This is a genomic window from Rhodococcus sp. 7Tela_A2, from assembly GCF_049311045.1.
Classification (GTDB): Bacteria; Actinomycetota; Actinomycetes; order Mycobacteriales; family Mycobacteriaceae; genus Rhodococcus.
In genome coordinates, this window is record NZ_JAXION010000079.1 from 1 (window position 1) to 20,192 (window position 20,192).

A 20,192-nucleotide genomic window follows, 5' to 3' on the forward strand; every position below is an offset into this window, starting at 1 on the left:
GCAGGGGGGTGTCCCCGCCACCGTCACCTGACCTCGCACAGGGGGGATGGCGTCGGTCAGGGAGCCCGGCACTGAGTGCCGAAATCCAAGCTACTTGCTTTTGGGGGTCCGCGGGGCCCGCGATTCTGTGGCGCTCCTCACGAATCGGACGGACCGTCCAGGTCCGAACAGACTCCGAGGGCACCGAACAGGGACTTTCGCCTCTAGCGCCCCTGCGTCACCGTTCCGCAACGATCGCTTTCGCGGGCGTGCCGCTACTGCTTGTAGCTCGAGAGGAAGTTGCCGATCCGCTCGATCGCAACGGAGAGGTCCCGGGCCCACGGCAGCGTGACGATGCGGAAGTGGTCCGGGGCGGGCCAGTTGAAGCCCGTGCCCTGTGTGACCAGGATGCGCTCCTGCAACAGCAGATCCTGGACCAGTTGCTCGTCGTCGTGGATGTCGTACACCTCGGGGTCGAGCCGGGGGAACGCGTACAGCGCGCCGCGCGGCTTGACGCAGCTCACGCCCGGAATCGCGTTCAGGCGCTCCCACGCGACGTCCCGCTGCTCGAGCAGGCGCCCGCCGGGCAGCACCAGGTCGTCGATGCTCTGGTAGCCACCCAGGGCCACCTGGATGGCGTGCTGGGCCGGAACGTTCGGGCACAGGCGAGTGGATGCGAGCAGATCGATGCCCTCGAGGAATCCGGCGGCGTGGTCCTTCGGGCCGGTGATGACCATCCAGCCCGACCGGTAGCCGGCGACGCGATACGCCTTCGACAACCCGTTGTACGTGATGCACAGCAGGTCGGGGGCCAGCGTCGCGAGGGAGACGTGCTTGGCGTCGTCGTAGAGGATCTTGTCGTAGATCTCGTCGGCGAGCAGCAGCAGCTGGTGCTTGCGTGCCAGTCGCACGATCTGCTCGAGCACCTCGCGGGAGTACACCGCGCCGGTGGGGTTGTTCGGGTTGATCACCACGATCGCCTTGGTGCGCTCGGTGATCTTCGACTCGATGTCCTCGATGTCGGGATTCCAGCCGTTGGTCTCGTCGCACAGGTAGTGGACGGGTGTGCCGCCGCCGAGCGATGTCATCGCAGTCCACAGCGGGTAGTCCGGTGCGGGGATGAGCACTTCGTCGCCGTCGTCGAGCAGCGCCTGCATCGTCATGGTGATGAGTTCGGACACGCCGTTGCCGAGGTAGACGTCGTTGATGTCGAACTTGGGGAAGCCCGGGACCAGCTCGTAGCGGGTGACGATCGCGCGCCGGGCCGGCGCGATGCCCTTGGACTCCGAGTACCCCTGGGCATGCGGAAGCGACCCGATCATGTCCTGCACGATCGTGTCCGGCGCCTCGAACCCGAAGGGTGCGGGGTTGCCGATGTTGAGCTTGAGGATGCGATTGCCCTCCGCTTCGAGCCGTGCCGCATGCGCGTGCACCGGTCCGCGGATCTCGTACAGCACGTTCTGGAGCTTGGACGACTGCTCCAGACGGCGGCTCATGCGGTGGTGAAGCTGGCCCTGTTCCTCGTTAGTCACGGCTCTATGGTGCCACCGTCCCGCAAACCGATTTCATCCGCATTTTCCCGACACGCGGAATTAAGGCGGGATCCACCGCGACGAATGTCCGGATAAGTGCGATGATTGGGATTCCAGCAAGGCCGTACGTCGGGGTGACGTACGGGAAGATTAGGAGCAAGTGGTATGGCGCAGGGCACTGTCAAGTGGTTCAACGCAGAAAAGGGCTTCGGATTCATCGAGCAGGACGGTGGGGGCGCGGACGTTTTCGTTCATTACTCCGAGATCCAGGGCTCGGGATTCAAGTCGCTCGACGAGGGAGCACGCGTCGAGTTCGAGATCGGCCAGGGTCAGAAGGGCCCGCAGGCCCAGGGTGTGCGCGCTATCTGAAGCGCATCTCTGCTGACCGAGCGGCGGCGTCGCATCTCAGGGTGCGGCGCCGTCGCCGTGTCTGCTCCCGGTGCCGATCCGGGTCTCACCGCACATCTGGCCCCATGGATACTGTGTAGCCGATCCGGCGTGCGAGTCGCGTTGTGGTCGGTGGGGATTCGATAAGCCGTCGGAGACGGAACCGGTGTGAGGTGGGAATGAGCGTGGGGGGCGACACCGAGCGCGCAAGCTCGGGTGCGCGATGGCGGGATCCGAAGCGCTACCTCTGGTTGTACGGACTGGCGATCCCGTTGAGCCCGTTTCTCGCCTACGTTCTGGTGCAGCACTTCCACCTCGGGGTGTTCTGGGCGACCGGCGCCATCATCATCGCGGTGATCTGCCCGCTGATCGATGCGCTTGCCAAGGTCGACACCGGCAACCCGCCCGACGAGGTGATGAAACCCCTCGAGAACGACCGGTACTACCGGTACTGCACGTACCTCTACCTGCCGCTGCAGTACGCCGGGTTCGTCTTCGGCTGCTGGCTCTGGGTGTCGCAGCCCATGGGCGGCGCCGAAAAGTTCGCCCTGGCCGCGACCTTGGGCATCGTCGGCGGAGTCGGCATCAACGCAGCGCACGAGCTCGGGCACAAGCGCACGTCGATCGAAAGAAACCTTGCGAAAGTGGCGCTCGCCCAATCTTTCTACGGTCACTTCTACGTCGAGCACAATCACGGGCACCACATCAGGGTTGCCACACCGGAGGATCCTGCGACGGCACGCTTCGGTGAAGGGTACTGGCGATTCCTGCCGCGTTCGGTGTTCGGCAGCCTCGGTTCGGCGGTGCGGTACGAGAACGCGCGGCTGAAGCGCCGTGGCCTCTCGTGGTGGAATGTGCGGCATAACAACGTGCTCAGTGCCTGGCTCATGAGCACAGTGCTGTACGCGGCGCTCATCGCGGTGTTCGGCTGGTCGATCGCACCGTGGCTGGTCGTGCAGGCAGCCCTTGCCATCATGTTTCTCGAAGGCGCGAACTACATCGAGCACTACGGGTTGCTGCGGCGGAGCCGTCCCGGCGGCGGGTACGAACGGGTCGCTCCGGAGCACAGTTGGAACAGCAATCATGTCTGCTCGAACGTCTTCCTCTACAACCTCCAGCGGCACAGCGACCATCACGCGAACCCGCTGCGCCGCTACCAGACGCTGCGCTCCATGCCCGACGCGCCTCAGCTTCCCGCCGGATACGCGGTCCTGATCGTGCTGTCGCTGGTCCCGCCGCTCTGGCGACGGATCATGGATCAGAGGCTGCTGGAGCATTACGGCCGGGATTTGTCACGCATCAACATCCACCCCCCGAAGCGAGATTTGCTCCTTGCCAGATACTCGGACTGACGCGAAGCTATATTACGGAACGATCTTGTCCGAATAACGATCCGGAATCTTTTTCACTAGCGTCGGGAGCCGAGTGGAACAGCAGTATGCGCGTGGGCCGGTGCTCGTCGACGACGAGCGTCAGGCGGGCTTCCCACTCTCGTCGGCGCAGCGCGGGATCTGGTTCGCCCAGCATCTGCTCGGCGACATCCCGCTCACCATTGCCCAGTACATCGACGTCCACGGTGATCTGGACACCGAGGCCTTCGCGGACGCCGGTGCGGCCACCGGTCGCGAAATCGGCACCGGGATGCTCCGGTTGTTCGAGCACGACGGGCAGCCGTACCAGGTGATCGATCCCGATCTCAACGATCGGGCCACCGTTCTCGACCTGCGTGAGAGCCCCGATCCCGAAGCCGCTGCGCTCGCATGGATGCGGGCCGAGTACCGCACCCCGCTGGACATGCTCGAGGACCGGCTCATCGTGTGCGCGATTCTGCGCATCGCCGACGCCCGGTACTTCGTCTACACCCGGATCCACCACGTTGCGCTGGACGGATTCGGCGCCACAACCTTCGTCAACCGCATCGCCGAGCGGTACACCGCCGCCAAGGAAGGCCGCGAACCCGCGTCGTTCCCCGTCAGCGCGCTCCACGAGATCGTCGACGACGAGAACCGCTACCGCGCATCGGGCCGGTTCGCGACCGACCGGGAGTACTGGGCCGCGCGGGTCCGCGACCTGCCGCACCCGATCGGCCTCTCCGGCCGGGCGGCGCCGGTCGGCCCCAATCCGGTCCGCTACAGCGCGCCGCTGCCCGACGAGGTGTCGGCGTCCATCGAACGGGTCGTCGCCCGTGACGAGCAGGCCACCTTCGCGAGCGTGGTCATCGCGGCGTTCGCCGCCTTCCTCGCCCGGGTCACGGGCGAATCCGACATCGTGCTCAGCCTGCCGGTCTCGGCACGCACGACCGTCAAGTTGCGACGCTCCGGGGGCATGGTCTCGAACGTCGTGCCGATCCGAGTGGGCGTGGACCCCGCGGACACCGCTCCCGACATCACGTCCCGCGTGCAACTCGAACTCACCGGAGCGCTGCGTCATCAGCGGTACCGGCACGAGGACATGCGGCGCGACACCGGGAGGGGCGGAGCCGATCGCGGTTTCTTCGGTCCTGCCGTCAACATCATGATGTTCGGAACGGAGATCCGTCTCGGCGATCTCGTCGGCCGACTGCACGTGGTCAGCACGGGGCCGGTCGAGGACCTCTCGCTCAACATCTATCCGAGCAAACCCGGCGATCCGGCGCACATCGACCTCGAAGCCAACCCGAACCTGTACTCCATCGACGAATTACGCTCTCACCACAGCCGATTCATCGAGTTCCTTGCCGACTTCGCGGAATGCGACGGCACCGTGGGCGCGCTCGACGTGCTCCACGAGGACGAGCGGGACATGCTCGTCCCGTTCCGCGGCCGCCCGCCGCGCCCCGTCCGGATGCTGCCGGACCTTCTCGCGCAAGGGGTGCGGCGCAACCCCGACGGCATCGCCGTCCTCGACGGCGACCGGACGCTGACCTACCGCGCCCTCGACGAGCGCTCCGATCGGCTCGCCCGGGTGCTCGCCGACGCCGGCGCCGTTCCCGAAACGTTCGTCGTGCTGAGCATGGAGCGCAGTGCCGAAGCGCTGGTAGCCCTCTGGGCCGTGGCGAAGACCGGCGCCGCGTTCGTGCCGATCGATCCGGCGCTGCCCGCGGAACGTCTCGCGTACATGATCCGGGACTCCGGGGCGCGACTCGGCATCAGCACGCGCGACCGGATACCCCACCTGCCCACGGGTCCGCGCTGGCTCGCTGCCGACGACGCGCATCCGGCTGTGGATGCGCCGCCGATCGTGGCGGCCAGGCCCGAGCATCCCGCCTACATGATCTACACCTCCGGTTCGACCGGCACACCGAAGGGCGTGGTGGTCACCCACTCCGGGCTCGCCGCGTTCGACGCCGACGCCCGGCCGGAACTCGGCCTCACTCCCGAATCGAGGATGTTGCGTTTCTCGTCGGCGAGTTTCGACGCATCGATCTTCGAGATGCTGCAGGCGTTCAGCGCCGGCGCGGCGATGGTGGTCGCCCCGCCGCACATCCTCGGCGGGCAGGATCTCGCCGATCTGTTGCGCAGCAGCCGTGTCACCCACATCGTGTCGGCGCCGACCGTGCTCACCACCGTCGACCCCACCGGACTCGACGCTCTCGACGCCGTCGTGGTGGGCGGTGACGTCTGTACTCCCGACCTCGTCGAGCGTTTCGGTGCCGTCAGCCGGTTCACCAACAGCTACGGGCCGACCGAAACCACCATCGTGGTCACCGCGGGGAGCCCGCTGCTCTCGGGTGACCGGATCACCATCGGGCGGCCGCTCGACGGTGTCGCGGCCGTGGTCCTCGACCGCAGATTGCGGCCCGTCCCAGTGGGATTCGTGGGTGAGCTGTATCTCGGGGGCCCTGCGCTGGCCCGGGGATACCACTCCCGGCCGGGACAGACCGCCGACCGGTTCGTCGCCAACCCGTTCGAGCCCGGTGGCCGCCTCTATCGCACCGGTGACGACGTGCGCTGGACCGTCGACCACGAACTCGAATTCCTGGGCCGCTCCGACTTCCAGGTGAAGATCCGCGGATTCCGCATCGAACTCGGTGAAATCGACACGGCGCTGCTCGAACAACCGGGGGTCGACTACGCGGCGTCCGTCGTCCACGACACCGGGCACTCGAGCGTGCCGATCTCGTACGTGCGGATGGAATCGGACCACCTCTTCGACGCAGCGACGCTCCTCGAGGGCGTCGGCCGGATGCTGCCGTCACACATGATTCCCGCCGCGCTGATGGAACTGGACCACATTCCGGTGACGCCCGCGGGCAAGCTCGACCGCGCCGCCCTACCGGCACCACGGTTCGAGTCGGCCGAATTCCGCGCGCCCCGGACAGATTCGGAGATTGCACTCGCCGAACTCGCGGTGGGGCTCCTCGACGTCGAACGGGTCGGTGTCGACGATTCGCTGTTCGCGCTCGGCGCCGACAGCATCGTGGCGATGCAGTTCGCCGCCCGCGCCAAGGATGCGGGGCTGCACATCACGGCACGGCAGATTTTCGAGCACAAGACGATTGCCGCGCTGGCTCGTGTCGCCACCGCGGTGTCGGCGACCACGGTCATGGCAGAACTGCCCGGTGGCGGTGCCGGCCAGATTCCGCTGACGCCCATCGTGCACGACATGCTCCGGCGCGGCGACTACTCCACGTTCGCGCAGGCGGTACTCGTCACCACCCCCGCCGGCCTCACCGCCGAACACCTGTCCGCAGCGCTCGGTGCCGTGCTCGACCGCCACGACATGCTGCGCTCGGTGATGCGCGGCGACACCTGGGAGGTCCGTGCCGGCGCCGCCGATCCCGGAACCCTCGTCACGCGCGTTCCCGTCGCGGACCTCGACGACATCGAGGATCTGATCGCGTCCCGATGCGACAGTGCCGCAGCGGCGCTCGATCCTGCCGCGGGTGTGACGCTGCAGGCCGTGTGGTTCGACGTGGACGCAGCCGATACGCAGGGCAAACTCCTGCTCGTCGCGCACCACCTCGTCGTCGACGGGGTGTCGTGGCGGGTGCTGCTCCCCGACCTCGGACAGGCCTGGATGCAGGTCGCGGCGGCCCAGGAGCCTGTTCTCCCGCCGATCGGTACGTCCTTCCGCCGCTGGGCGCACGCCCTGCACGACGCCGCTCGCGACGGCACGTTCGCCGACGAACTCGTCTACTGGCAGCGCACGCTGACCGGGGCCCGTCCGTTGCGCGGGATCGGCACCCTCGACCCGGACGTCGACACCCTCGCCGCCACCCGGCGCATCGACGTCGCACTCGACCCGGCGGTCACCGACGCCGTCCTGACCCGGCTGCCCGCGCTCTACGGCAGCGGCGCCGCCGACGGGTTGCTCACCGCCCTCGCGCTGGCGGCCGCACGCTGGGACGACGGTGCCGAGCGCTCGCTGCTGCTGACCCTCGAAGGCCACGGGCGTGATCTCGATACGCCGGACCCCGCAGACCTTGCGCGCACCGTCGGCTGGTTCACCAGTGCCTACCCGGTGCGTCTCGCCGTCACCGGCGACCTCGACGACGCCCTGGCCGGCGGAGCCGCAGCGGGCACCGCGGTCAAAGCGGTGAAGGAACAGCTTGCCGCCGTGCCGAACCACGGTATCGGCTACGGCATCCTGCGGTACCTCGACGGCGAGACCGGAACGGTGCTCGCGGATCTGCCCGCATCCCAGCTCTCGTTCAACTACCTCGGCCGGCTCACCTCGGGTCACATCCCCGACGAGATCCGCGAGATCGGCTGGGTACCCGACGACCTCGATCTCGATCCGAACCGGACCTCCGGGCTCGCCGCCGCAGCGGCGATCGACATCAACGCCATGGTCGTCGACGGTCCCGACGGACCACGCCTCACCGCGTCGTTCGCGTACGTGCCGCGCCTGGTCTCCTCCGAGGACGTCGCCGAACTGGCCGAACTGTGGCGCAGCGCCCTCACCGGTCTCGCCGCGCACCTCGATCGTCCCGACGCGGGCGGCCTGACCCCGTCCGACGTGCCGCTCGTCGCCGTGGGCCAGCGCCAGATCGAGCAGTGGGAAGCCGAGTACCCGGCCGTGCGCGACATCTGGCCCCTCCCGCCGCTCCAGGCAGGGTTGCTGTTCCACACCCGGCTCGCCGCCGGCTCGCTCGACGTCTACGTCGCGCAACTGACCCTCGAACTGGCCGGTGCCGTGGACAGCGACCGGCTGCGCAGCGCCGTCGACGCGGTCGTCGCCCGGCACGCCGGCCTGCGCACCGCGTTCGTCCACGACGAGAACGGGGACCCGGTGCAACTCGTGCTCGATCGCGTCGCCGTGCCGTGGCGCGAGGTGCGGGCCGGTGCGGGTGGAGCCGCCGAGATACTCGACTCCGAGCGCGGAACACCCTTCGACCCCGCCCGGCCGCCCCTGCTGCGGGCAGTACTCGTCCGCACCGACGACGACCGCGCGACGCTCGTACTGACCAACCACCACCTCGTGCTCGACGGGTGGTCGATGCCCCTACTCGTCCGAGAGATCCTCACCCACTACATATCCCGGGACGCGCTGGCCGAGCCCGCGCCGTACCGGGACTATCTCCGTTGGTGGCGCGAGCAGGACACGGACCGGTCGCTCCAGGCGTGGAGCGAGTTGCTCGCCGGCGTTACCGAGCCGACGCTCGTCGCGCCGAACGCCGAAGCGTCCTTCGAGGACAACCCCGGTGAGATCGACGTCGATCTGCCCGACGGGTTGCTCACCGCGCTCACCGAGCAGTCGCGTGAGACCGGGATCACCGTCAACACGGTCGTGCAGGTCGCGTGGGCGCTCGTCCTGGGCCGGATGCTCACGCGTTCGGATGTGGTCTTCGGCGCGACCGTGTCCGGTCGCCCCGCAGAACTGCCCGGCGTGGAGAACATGCTGGGCCTGTTCATCAACACGGTGCCGGTGCGCGTCGAGTTCGAGCCCGGGGACACCGTCGCCGACGTGCTGCGCAGCGTGCAGGACGCGCAGGTGTCGATGCTCGACCATCACCACGTGGGTCTGGGCAGCATCCAGCAGAACATCGGTGCCGGAACACTGTTCGACACCCTCACCGTCTTCGAGTCGTACCCCGTCGACCGCGCCGGTTTCGACGAGACCACCGACTTCGCCGGCATGCGCGTCACGGGTATCGATGCCCGCGACGCCACGCACTACCCGCTCACCGTCATGGCGATCCTCGAACCGAGGTTGCGCCTGAGCGTGCGCTACCGCACCGACCTGTTCGACCGCGCCACCGTGGACCGCATCGCGCGGCGCCTCGTCGGAGTACTCGAGACCGCGGCGACCAGGCCCGACACGCACGTCGGGGACGTCGACGTCTTCCTGCCCGGCGAACGAGACACCGTCGCCGGATTCGAACGCGGCCCGGATCGGGATCTGCCACCCACCACGCTCGTGGACCTTCTTGCGCAACAAGCGCAGCGGACTCCCGACACGCGGGCCGTCCTCGTCGAGGGCGCTCCCGCACTGCCGTATTCGGAATTCGCGTCGCGGGTCAACCGCCTCGCCCGTGCCCTCGTCGCCGACGGCATCGGCCCCGGCGACCTGGTGGGCGTCGCGATGCCGCGGTCGCTCGACCAGTTCACCGCGATCCACGCCGTCGTCACCGCCGGCGCCGCCTACGTGCCGATCGACCCCGAACAACCCGCGTCGCGCACCGCACACGTACTCGATACGGCTGCCCCCGCCCTGGTGCTCAGCGCTCTGCCGGACACGGCCGGGTTCTCCGGCGCTCCGCTCACCGATCTCGACCGCCGTGCGCCGCTCCACCCCGACGACCTGGCCTACGTGCTGTTCACGTCCGGGTCCACCGGACGCCCCAAGGGTGTCGCCATCTCGCACCGCAGCATCGTCAACCGCCTGCTGTGGATGCAGGACACCTATTCGCTTACGGCCGACGATGTGGTGCTGCAGAAGACTCCCGCGACATTCGATGTGTCGGTGTGGGAGCTGTTCTGGCCGTTGCTCACCGGTGCCTCGGTGGTGCTCGCGAGCCCGGACGGGCACCGCGACCCGCGCTACCTCTCTCGCGTGATCGACGAATACGGCGTCACCACACTGCATTTCGTGCCATCGATGCTCGACGTCTTCCTCGCCGGCGCCGACCTCGGCCGCTGCGGCAGCATGCGGCAGGTGTTCACCAGTGGGGAGGCGCTACCCGCCACCACCGTCGCACGGTTCGCCGAGAGCCTCGGCGTGCCCCTCCACAACCTGTACGGGCCGACGGAAGCCGCGGTCGACGTCACCGCTCATCCGACGGTGGCCGGGGAGAACCCGGTGCCCATCGGAGCACCTGTCTGGAACACGACTGTGCGCGTGCTGGACTCGCGCCTCCGTCCGGTCCCGGTGGGCGTCGAGGGCGAGCTGTACCTCGGGGGAGTGCAACTCGCTCGCGGATACCACGCGGCACCCGGCCTGACGGCAGCGCGATTCGTCGCCGACCCGTCCGGCCCAGCACGTCTCTACCGCACCGGCGACGTGGTCCGGTGGCGCGCCGACGGCGTCCTCGAGTACGTGGGCCGCAGCGACTTCCAGGTGAAGCTCCGGGGTCAGCGCATCGAACTCGGAGAGATCGAGTCCGCGCTACTCGAACACGACGCCGTCGCGCAGGCCGTGGTCGCACTGCATCGCGACCACGCAGCCGGGGAACACCTGGTCGCGTACGTGGTCGGCGCCGTGGACAGCGAGGCCGTCCTCGCGCACGCCGCAGCGCGCCTCCCGCGGCACATGGTTCCCACCGTCGCGATGGTGCTCGACGCGTTCCCGGTGACCTCCAACGGCAAACTCGACCGCAAAGCCCTCCCCGCACCGGAATTCGGCTCCGGCACCGAGTACGTCGCCCCGGCCACCGCAACCGAGGAGACAGTCGCGGCGATCGTGGCCGACGTGCTCGGACGCGACGGCCTCGGCGCGACGGCGAACTTCTTCGATCTCGGCGGTAACTCGCTGACCGCGACCAGGCTGCTCGCCCGCCTCGACGACACCTTCGACACCCGCCTGCAGATCCGCGATCTGTTCGACAACGCCACGGTGGCCGGACTGTCCACTCTCATCGACGGACAACAAGACCGGCAGACGGGTCCGCCGCTCGTCGCGGGGCCGCGCCCAGAACACATCCCGCTCTCACCGGCGCAGGCGCGCATGTGGTTCGTCAACCGCTTCGACCCGGCCTCGGGTGCCTACAACGTGGCGGTCGCGCTACGCCTGACCGGCACGCTCGACATCGACGCGCTGCGCGCCGCGGTCACCGACATCGTGGACCGGCACGAGACGCTGCGCACCCGCTACCCGGATACCGGCGACGGTCCCCGGCAGGAGATCCTGCCGGCCGCCGAGGTGATCGATGCACTCACACTCGACGCCGACGCCCTGCACGGGACGCTCGACGAATGGCTCCTCGAGGTCGTCGCCCGCGGTTTCGACGTCACCCGTGAGATTCCCCTCGCGCTGAATATCGTCCGCGAAGACGCCGACCGGCACGTCCTCGTGCTGGTCGTGCATCACATCGCGATCGACGGCTGGTCGATGCAAGCGCTCGCCCGCGATCTGGTCGCCGCCTACGGTGCACGCAGCGCCGGCAGCGCCCCGGCGTGGGAGCCGTTGCCGGTCGGGTACGCCGACTACGCACTCTGGCAGCAAGGACTTCTCGGCAGCACCGACGACCCCGACTCGGTGGCGGCCCGTCAACTCGCCTTCTGGCGGGACGCCCTGGCCGATGCCCCCGAGGTCTTGGACCTGCGCGCCGACCGTCGTCGACCGGCGGTCCCTTCGTTCCGGGGCGGCACGGTCACCGTCGACGTGCCCGCACCGGTATATGGCCGCGCGGCAGAACTGGCGAGGGCGCACGACGCATCGCTGTTCATGGTGCTGCACACCGCCCTTGCGGTACTGCTCTCCCGAACCGGCGGGACCTACGACGTCACCGTCGGCACGCCCGTCGCCGGTCGCGGCCATCGTGACCTCGACGACGTGGTGGGCATGTTCGTCAACACCCTCCCGTTGCGCACCCGGTTCGATGCCTCGTTCTCGTTCGCAGCGGCCCTGACCGCGGTGCGCGACACCGACCTTGCCGCGTACTCACACGCCGATCTCCCGTTCGAGCAACTCGTCGAGGCACTCGCCCCGGCGCGCTCTACGTCGCACCAACCGCTGTTCCAGACGGTGCTCGCGCTCGACGTGCCGCAGCCGGGTGCGGTGACGCTGCCCGGTCTCGACATCGAGGTGCTGCCCGTCGATTTCGGGATCGCCAAGTTCGACCTCGAATTCGCCGTTACCGAGCACGAGCGGCACGCGACCGTCACGCTGACCTTCGCCCGCGACCTGTTCGACGACACCACCGCCGCATTGCTGGTCGAGCGCTACGTGCGGGTGCTGGAGTCGGCCGTGGCAGCTCCGGATGCCTCCGTCGGCTCGCTGAACCTGCTCTCGCACGCCGAGCACGACGAACTGCTGCGCCGCCCCGAATCCGTCGGCGTACGCACGCTCCCGCAGCTACTTGCCGAGGCTGCCGCCGATCCCGACGCACCCGCGCTCGTCTCCGGGACGCGCATCGTCACCTACGGCGAACTCGACCGCCGCTCCTCAGCGCTCGCACACACGCTGATCGAGGCCGGCGCAGGCCCCGAGACGGTCGTTGCCGTCGCCGTGGAACGTTCGGTGGAATCGGTACTCGCAGTCTGGGCGGTCGCCCGAACCGGCGCCGCATTCCTGCCCGTCGATCCGACCTATCCGGCGGCTCGCATCGAGCACATGCTCACCGACTCGGGTGTGCGCCTCGGTCTCACCACCGACGCACACCGCAAGGCCCTGCCCGACGAGATGCGGTGGCTCGACGCTGCCGCGCAGACCGACGACGACCGGCCCGTCCCTGCGCGCGAACCGCACCCCGACCATCCCGCCTACCTGATCTACACCTCCGGTTCCACAGGCGTGCCCAAAGGCGTGGTCGTCACCCACCGCGGCCTCGCCGCATTCGTCGCCGAGCAGCAACGCCACTACGGCGTGCGGCCCGGTGACCGCGTCGCGGCATTCGCGTCACCCAGCTTCGACGCGTCGATGCTCGAACTGCTGATGGCGGTCGGTGGGGGAGCGACCCTCGTGCTCGTCCCCACCGGTATCTACGGGGGCACCGAACTCGGGACGGTGCTCACCGACACCGGCGTGACGCACCTCTTCCTCACGCCCGCGGCACTGGCGACACTCGATCCCGAGACGCTGCCGCATGTCCGGGTGGTCGTCGTCGGCGGTGAGGCATGCGAACCGTCGCTGGTGGCACGATGGGCGCCGGGCCGGGCGATGTTCAACGCCTACGGTCCCACCGAGTCGACCATCATGGCAACGCATTTCGGTCCGATGACGCCGGGAGAACCGGTGCGCATCGGCCGTGCCGTGCTCGGCACGTCCGCGATGGTTCTCGACGACCGGCTGCAACCGGCGCCCACGGGAGTGCCCGGCGAACTGTACGTATCCGGCGCGGGGCTCGCGCGGGGTTACCACGATCGCGCCGAGCTCACCGCAACGCGGTTCGTCGCCGACCCCGTCGGTGGCGGACTCATGTACCGAACGGGCGACCGCGTCCGGAAGACCGCGGACGGAACGCTGGAATACCTGGGACGCAACGACTTCCAGGTGAAGGTTCGCGGCCATCGAATCGAACTGTCCGAAATCGACGCCGTCCTGTCCGGGCATCCGTCCGTCGACGCTGCCGTGAGCGTGCCCCACGCCGCAACCGGCGCCGTGGTGGCCTACGTGGTGCCGGCACCCGGTCACGCGATCGTCGCCGCCGACGTGACCGCTCACGCTGCCCGCGCCCTGCCCGACTACATGGTGCCCTCGGCGATCACCGTCGTCGACGCCTTCCCCCTCACCGGTGCGGGCAAGGTCGATCTGCGGGCACTGCCCGAACCCGTCTTCGCCGCCGCACAGTTCGTCGCACCGCGTACCGACGCCGAAAGGCGGGTCGCGGCGGTGTACGCCGACGTGCTCGGTCTCGAGCAGGCAGGTGCGCACGACGACTTCTTCGCCCTCGGCGGTAACTCCCTCTCGGCGACCCGTGTGGTTGCGCGACTCGACGCGTCGCTCGGGGTGCGCGCGGTGTTCGAGAACCCGACCGTGGCCGCACTGGCGGCCGTCGTCGGGGACGGTGGGCCGGGGCCGCGCCCGCCGCTCGTCACCGGGCCCCGCCCCGACCGCATTCCGCTCTCGCCGGCGCAGCAGCGGATGTGGCTGATCAACCGGTTCGATCCCACGTCGCCGGTCTACAACGTCCCCGTCGCCGTGCGACTGCGCGGCCGACTCGACCACGACGCGCTGCGCGCCGCGGTGCACGACGTCGTGCAGCGGCACGAGACCCTGCGGACGGTCTTCCCCGACGCCGACGGTCCACACCAGGTGGTCCTCGACGACGCCCCGGTGAACCTGACGCCGCGCCCGATCACCGCCGATACCGAGCGTGACGAGATCCTCGCCGTGCTCTCGCGCGGATTCGACGTCACGACCGAGGTCCCGATTCGCGGCGCCCTGCTCCAGGCTTCAGCCGACGAGCACGTGCTCGTGGTGGTCGTGCACCACATCGCCGCCGACGGCGCCTCCACCGTGCCGCTGGCCCGCGACATCCTCGTCGCCTACAGCGCCCGGCTCGCCGGCGCCGCTCCGCAGTGGGCGCCGCTCGCTGTGCAGTACGCCGATTTCGCGGTGTGGCAGCGCGCCGTGCTCGGCGATCCCGCCGACGCCGGATCGCTGGCAGCGCGTCAGCTCGCCTACTGGACCGAGGCACTCGACGACGTCCCGGCCGTGCTCGAGGTGCCCGCCGACCGGCCCCACCCGGCGGTCGCCTCGCAACGCGGCGCACGAACCGACTTCCGCATCGGTGCAGACACCGTGGACGCACTCGACGCCCTCGCCCGGGCGCACGGCGCCACGCGCTTCATGGCACTCCACGCCGCCCTGTCCGTTCTGCTCGCGCGGCTCGGCAACACCGACGACGTCAGCGTCGGCACCCCCGTCGCCGGTCGCGGGGAGGCAGCGCTCGACGACGTCGTCGGCATGTTCGTCAACACCCTCGTGCTGCGCACCCGGTTCGACCCGGCCGCCGGCTTCGATCGGACCCTCGAGCAGACCCGCGACGCCGACCTCGCCGCGTTCGGGCACGCCGACGTGCCGTTCGAGCAGATCGTCGACGCCGTCGACCCTGTCCGCTCGCAAAGCCACGCGCCGCTGTTCCAGGTGACACTGTCGCTCCAGAACCAGGGCACGGGTGTCCTCGAACTACCCGGCCTCGAGATCGAACCCGTCGAGCCGGGTATCGATGTCGCGAAGGTGGACCTCGAATTCACCCTCCGCGACGACGACGGCGGCCTCGCCGGGTCGCTGACCTACGCGACCGACCTGTTCGATGCCGGTACCGCGGAATCCTTGACGCGGCGATGGCTGCGGCTGCTGGACGCCGTGACCGAGAACCCCGCCGTGCCGGTGGGCGAGGTGCCGCTCATGGGGGAGAGCGACGCCGCCCGTGCGCTCCGGCACGCCGTACCCACGGATGTGCCGGTACGCGTGCTGCCGGAGATCTTCGCGGGGGGTGTCGCCGCGAACCCGGACGGCATCGCGGCCACCGACGGGGCCAGGCACCTGACGTACACCGAGCTGGATCGTGCGTCGAACCGTCTCGCCCGCATGCTCGCCGAGCACGGCGCAACGCCGGAAACGTTCGTGGCGCTGTCGTTCCCGCGGTCGGTCGACGCGATCATCGCATTGTGGGCCGTGGCCAAGACCGGTGCGGCGTTCGTGCCGGTCGACCCCGCGCTGCCCGCCGCGCGCATCGCGTACCTGCTGTCGGATTCCGGTGCGCTTCTCGGGCTCACACACGGTGACGCACCGTCGACCGACATCTCGTGGCTCCGCGTCGACGCCGCCGCCGGATACTCCGACGCGCCGATCCGGCGGACGACCTCGGCCGGGTCCGCCGCCTACATGATCTATACCTCCGGATCGACCGGCACCCCGAAGGGTGTCGTCGTCACCCACCGCGGGCTGGCGGCCTTCACCGGCGAACACCGCCCCGAACTAGGCCTGAGCTCCGCGTCGAGGATGCTCCGGTTCTCGTCGTCGAGCTTCGACGCCTCGGTGTTCGAGCAGATCGCCGCGTTCTCCGTCGGTGCCACGATGATCGTCGCGCCGCCGGAGATCGTCGGTGGCGCCGAACTGTCGGATCTGCTGCGGCGAGAACGGGTTACGCACATCCTCACCGCGCCCGCCGCGCTCGGTACCGTCACACCCGACGACCTGCCCGACCTCGAAGCGGTCATGGTCGGCGGCGACGTCTGCCCTCCCGAACTGGTTGCCAAGTTCGGCTCCGTGTGCCGGTTCGTCAACTGCTACGGCCCCACCGAAACCACCATCATCATTACGGAGACTGCGCCGCTGACCGCGGGCGACGTCATCACCATCGGCGCGCCGATCCGCGGTGCGGGGGCCGTCGTCCTCGACGACCGCCTGCACCCCGTGCCCGACGGTGTCGTCGGCGAGTTGTACCTGTCCGGTGCCGGACTGGCCCGCGGCTACCACCGCCGGCCCGAGCTGACGGCGTCCCGCTTCGTCGCCAACCCCTACACCGGTGGGCTCATGTACCGCACCGGAGACCTGGTGCGGCGCACGGCCGGTGGCGAGCTCGACTTCGTCGGCCGCCGCGACGCCCAGGTGCAGGTGCGGGGCCTGCGCATCGAACTCGGTGAAATCGAGGCCGTCCTCACCCGCACCGACGGGATCGCGCAGGCTGTCGTGCTGGTGCACAACGACGCCCGCACCGGCGACCGGCTCATCGGCTACGTCGTCCCCACCGACGGCAATGCCGCCGACACGCACCTGCTCCGCAACCGGATCGCCGACGAACTGCCGTCCTACATGGTGCCCGCGCAGATCCTCGTGCTCGACACACTGCCGATCACCGCGAACGGCAAACTCGACCGGAAAGCGCTGCCGGTCCCGGCTTTCGAGACGCGAGCATTCCGCGCACCGGAAAACGCGGTCCAGCAGACCGTCGCCTCGGTCTACGCCGAACTGCTCGGCGCCGACCGGGTCGGGCTCGACGACGACTTCTTCGCCCTCGGCGGCAACTCCCTGATCGCCACGCGGGTCATGTCGCGGATCGGGGCGGAACTCGGAGCGGACATCCCCCTCCGCGTCCTGTTCGAACAGCCCACGGTGGGTGCGCTCGCCGCGGCAGCGCAGGAGTACATGGGACGGGTAGCGCGCCCGGCGCTGGTCGTGCAGGAGCGTCCCGCTCGCATTCCGCTGTCGCTCGCGCAGCAGCGGATGTGGTTCCTCAACCGGTTCGACCCCGGCGCCGCGACCTACAACATCCCGGTCGCGCTCCGGTTGTCGGGCGCCCTGGACCACGCAGCACTGAAGGCAGCGGTCGAGGACCTGCTGCTGCGGCACGAGATCCTGCGCACCGTATACCCGGAGGTCGACGGCGCGGGTATCCAGCGGGTCGTGCCGCTGTCCGAGGTGGACGCCGATCCGACGCCTGTTCCGGTCGATCCGGACGACGTGTTCACCGTCGTCGGAGAATTGATCTCGGCGGGTTTCGACGTGACGGCGGAGGTGCCGGTACGAGTGCGGGTGTTCCGCGCCGGGCCGGAGGAATACATCCTGGTCTTCGTGGTGCACCACATCGCGGGTGACGGATTCTCGATGGGACCGCTCACCCGGGATGTGATGACGGCGTACGCGTCGCGCGTCGGAGGTCAGCCGCCCACGTGGGCTCCGCTGCCGGTGCAGTACGCGGACTACACCCTCTGGCAGCGGCAGATCCTCGGCTCCGAGGACGACCCGGACAGCGTGGTGTCGAAGCAGATCTCGTACTGGAGCGAGACTTTGGCGTCGCTGCCGGATCAGCTCGAATTGCCCTGGGATCGGCCGCGTCCCCCGGTGGCGTCCCATCGGGGTGCGTCGCACACGGTCGGTCTCGACGCGTCGCTCCACCGAGGTCTGCTCGGGCTCGCCCGAACACACCACGCCACGCTCTTCATGGTGCTGCACAGCGCCCTGGCGTCCGCTCTCGCCCGGCTCAGCGGCACCTCCGACATCGCGCTCGGTACGCCGGTTGCCGGTCGTGGTGAAGCCGAACTCGACGATCTGATCGGGATGTTCGTCAACACGCTGGTCCTGCGTACCGACATCGACCCGGGCCGGTCGTTCGCGGACCTGCTCCGCTCGGTGCGGGAAACGGATCTGCACGCGTTCGCGCACGCCGACGTGCCGTTCGAGCGCCTCGTCGAGGTCCTCGCACCGGCCCGTTCGCAGGCGCGTAACCCGCTCTTCCAGGTGATGCTGACGCTGCAGAACATGCAGCCCGTCGATTTCCGTCTCGGTGGCGTCGACATCGAACCCGTCGAGGCCGACCTGAACCAGGCGATGGTCGATCTCCAGGTCACCGCGCACGAAGCATTCTCGGAGGGCGGCACTCCGGACGGTATCGACCTGACGTGGACCTACGCCACGGACCTCTTCGACGCTTCCACCGTCGCGGGATTCGCCGATCGGTTCGTCCGCATCCTCACCGCAGCAGTGCGCGATCCCGAAACTCCCGTCGGCGACCTGGAATGGCTCGCGCCGCCGGAGCGTGCGGCCCTACACGAGATGGGCCTCCCCGCGGTGCGCACCGGCCCGGGCGGCGCCACCCTGCCGGATCGGTCGGCCGCGCAGGCCGCGACGACACCGCATGCCGTCGCCGTCGCCGACGAAGACACCACGTACTCCTACGCGGAATTCGCTTCGAGAGTCAACAGTCTTGCCCGGCATCTTATTTCGCTGGGTGTGGGCCCTGAGACGAACGTTGCCATCGCGATGGAGCGATCGATCGACGCGGTGATCGCGGTCCACGCCGTGGTCGCCGCCGGCGGTGCCTACGTGCCCGTCGACCCCGGGCAAGCGGCCGAGCGGATCTCCTACGTGTTCGAGATCGCCGATCCGATACTGGTGTTGTCGGACTCGCGCCACCACCTGGGCGCGGATCGGACGGTGTTCGATATCGGCACGTTCGATGCGACCGGTGTACCGGACGGGCCGATCTCGGATGCCGAGCGACGGGGCCCACTGCGCCCGGACAACACGGCGTACGTGCTGTTCACGTCGGGCTCGACGGGGCGCCCGAAGGGTGTGGCGGTCTCGCACGCGTCGGCTGTGAACCAGCTGGACTGGTTGCAGGAGGAGTTCGGCGCCGATGCTGCCGACACCGTTCTGCTCAAGACTCCGCTGACGTTCGACGCATCGGTGTGGGAGCTCTTCTGGCCCTTGCACAGTGGAGCGCGGATGGTCGTCGCGGCACCGGACGGTCACCGCGATCCGCAGTACCTCGCGCGTGCGCTGGTGGATTTCGAGGTGTCCGTGGCACAGTTCGTGCCCGTCGTGCTCGACGCGGTGCTCGACGTGCTGGAGGAACCCACTCCGTCGTTGCGGCTGGTATTTGCCGGCGGTGAGGCCCTGTCGGGTGCGACGGCCGACCGCGCGCGGAGGATGCTCGGGTGCGGGGTGCACAACCTGTACGGCCCGACCGAAACGACGATGCAGGCCACGCACCGCCGAAGCGATCCCGATTCCGGCGGTGGGCGCGTCCCCATCGGTACACCCGTTCGGAACACCGGTGCCCTGGTGCTCGACACACGTCTGCATCCCGTGCCGGTGGGAGTCGTGGGCGAGCTTTATCTCTCGGGTGTCCAGTTGGCCCGCGGGTATGCGGGACGCGCACACCTGACGGCCGACAGGTTCGTGGCGAACCCGTTCGACGGTGCGGGGACGAGGATGTACCGCACGGGAGATCTGGTGCGGTGGAACGCACATCACGAACTCGAATACGTAGGCCGCAACGACATGCAGGTCAAGCTGCGGGGCCAGCGGATCGAACTCGGGGAAATCGACTCGGTGCTGCGCGCACACGAGGATGTTGCGGCCGGGGTAGTGGTGGCGTGGCCGGAACAACTCGTCGGTTACGTCGTGCCCACCGGTGAACTCGATACGCAGCGACTGCGGGAGGCACTGGGCCGGGTGCTGCCGTCGTACATGGTGCCGGCGCAGTTCGTCGTGCTCGATGCGCTGCCGACGACACCCAACGGGAAGGTCGATCGGAAAGCGCTGCGACAGCCCGAGGTTCGGGCACGCGAGTTCCGCCGCCCGTCGGGCGACACCGAACGTGCTGTGGCCGACGCCTTCTCCGATATTCTCGGTGTCGCACAGGTGGGGGCGGACGACGACTTCTTCGCGCTCGGTGGCACTTCCCTGGTCGCGACCAGGCTCGTCGCGCAGTTGCGGGGGGGGGCGGGGGGGGGGGGGCGGGGGGGGGGCGGGGGGGTG

At 69.1% G+C, this 20,192-nt stretch carries 4 protein-coding genes; 3 read left to right on the forward strand and 1 reads right to left on the reverse strand.

What is annotated here, in order from left to right:
* Positions 1 to 254: 254 nt before the first annotated feature.
* Complete coding sequence (locus TVH25_RS14970) at positions 255 to 1,475, reverse strand: pyridoxal phosphate-dependent aminotransferase (RefSeq protein WP_296550560.1); 1,221 nt, start codon at positions 1,473 to 1,475, stop codon at positions 255 to 257.
* A gap of 201 nt (positions 1,476 to 1,676) precedes the next feature.
* On the opposite strand from TVH25_RS14970, the gene TVH25_RS14975 reads away from it, so the two are divergent.
* The 3 genes from TVH25_RS14975 to TVH25_RS14985 all read left to right on the forward strand — a co-directional run.
* Complete coding sequence (locus TVH25_RS14975; RefSeq protein ID WP_169618985.1) at positions 1,677 to 1,880, forward strand: cold-shock protein; 204 nt, start codon at positions 1,677 to 1,679, stop codon at positions 1,878 to 1,880.
* A gap of 197 nt (positions 1,881 to 2,077) precedes the next feature.
* On the forward strand, positions 2,078 to 3,250 hold the full coding sequence (locus TVH25_RS14980) for an alkane 1-monooxygenase (RefSeq protein ID WP_296550509.1): 1,173 nt from the start codon (positions 2,078 to 2,080) through the stop codon (positions 3,248 to 3,250).
* Positions 3,251 to 3,323: 73 nt separating this feature from the next.
* A partial coding sequence (locus tag TVH25_RS14985) for an amino acid adenylation domain-containing protein (protein ID WP_422424654.1) occupies positions 3,324 to 20,192 on the forward strand: 16,869 nt, incomplete at its 3' end.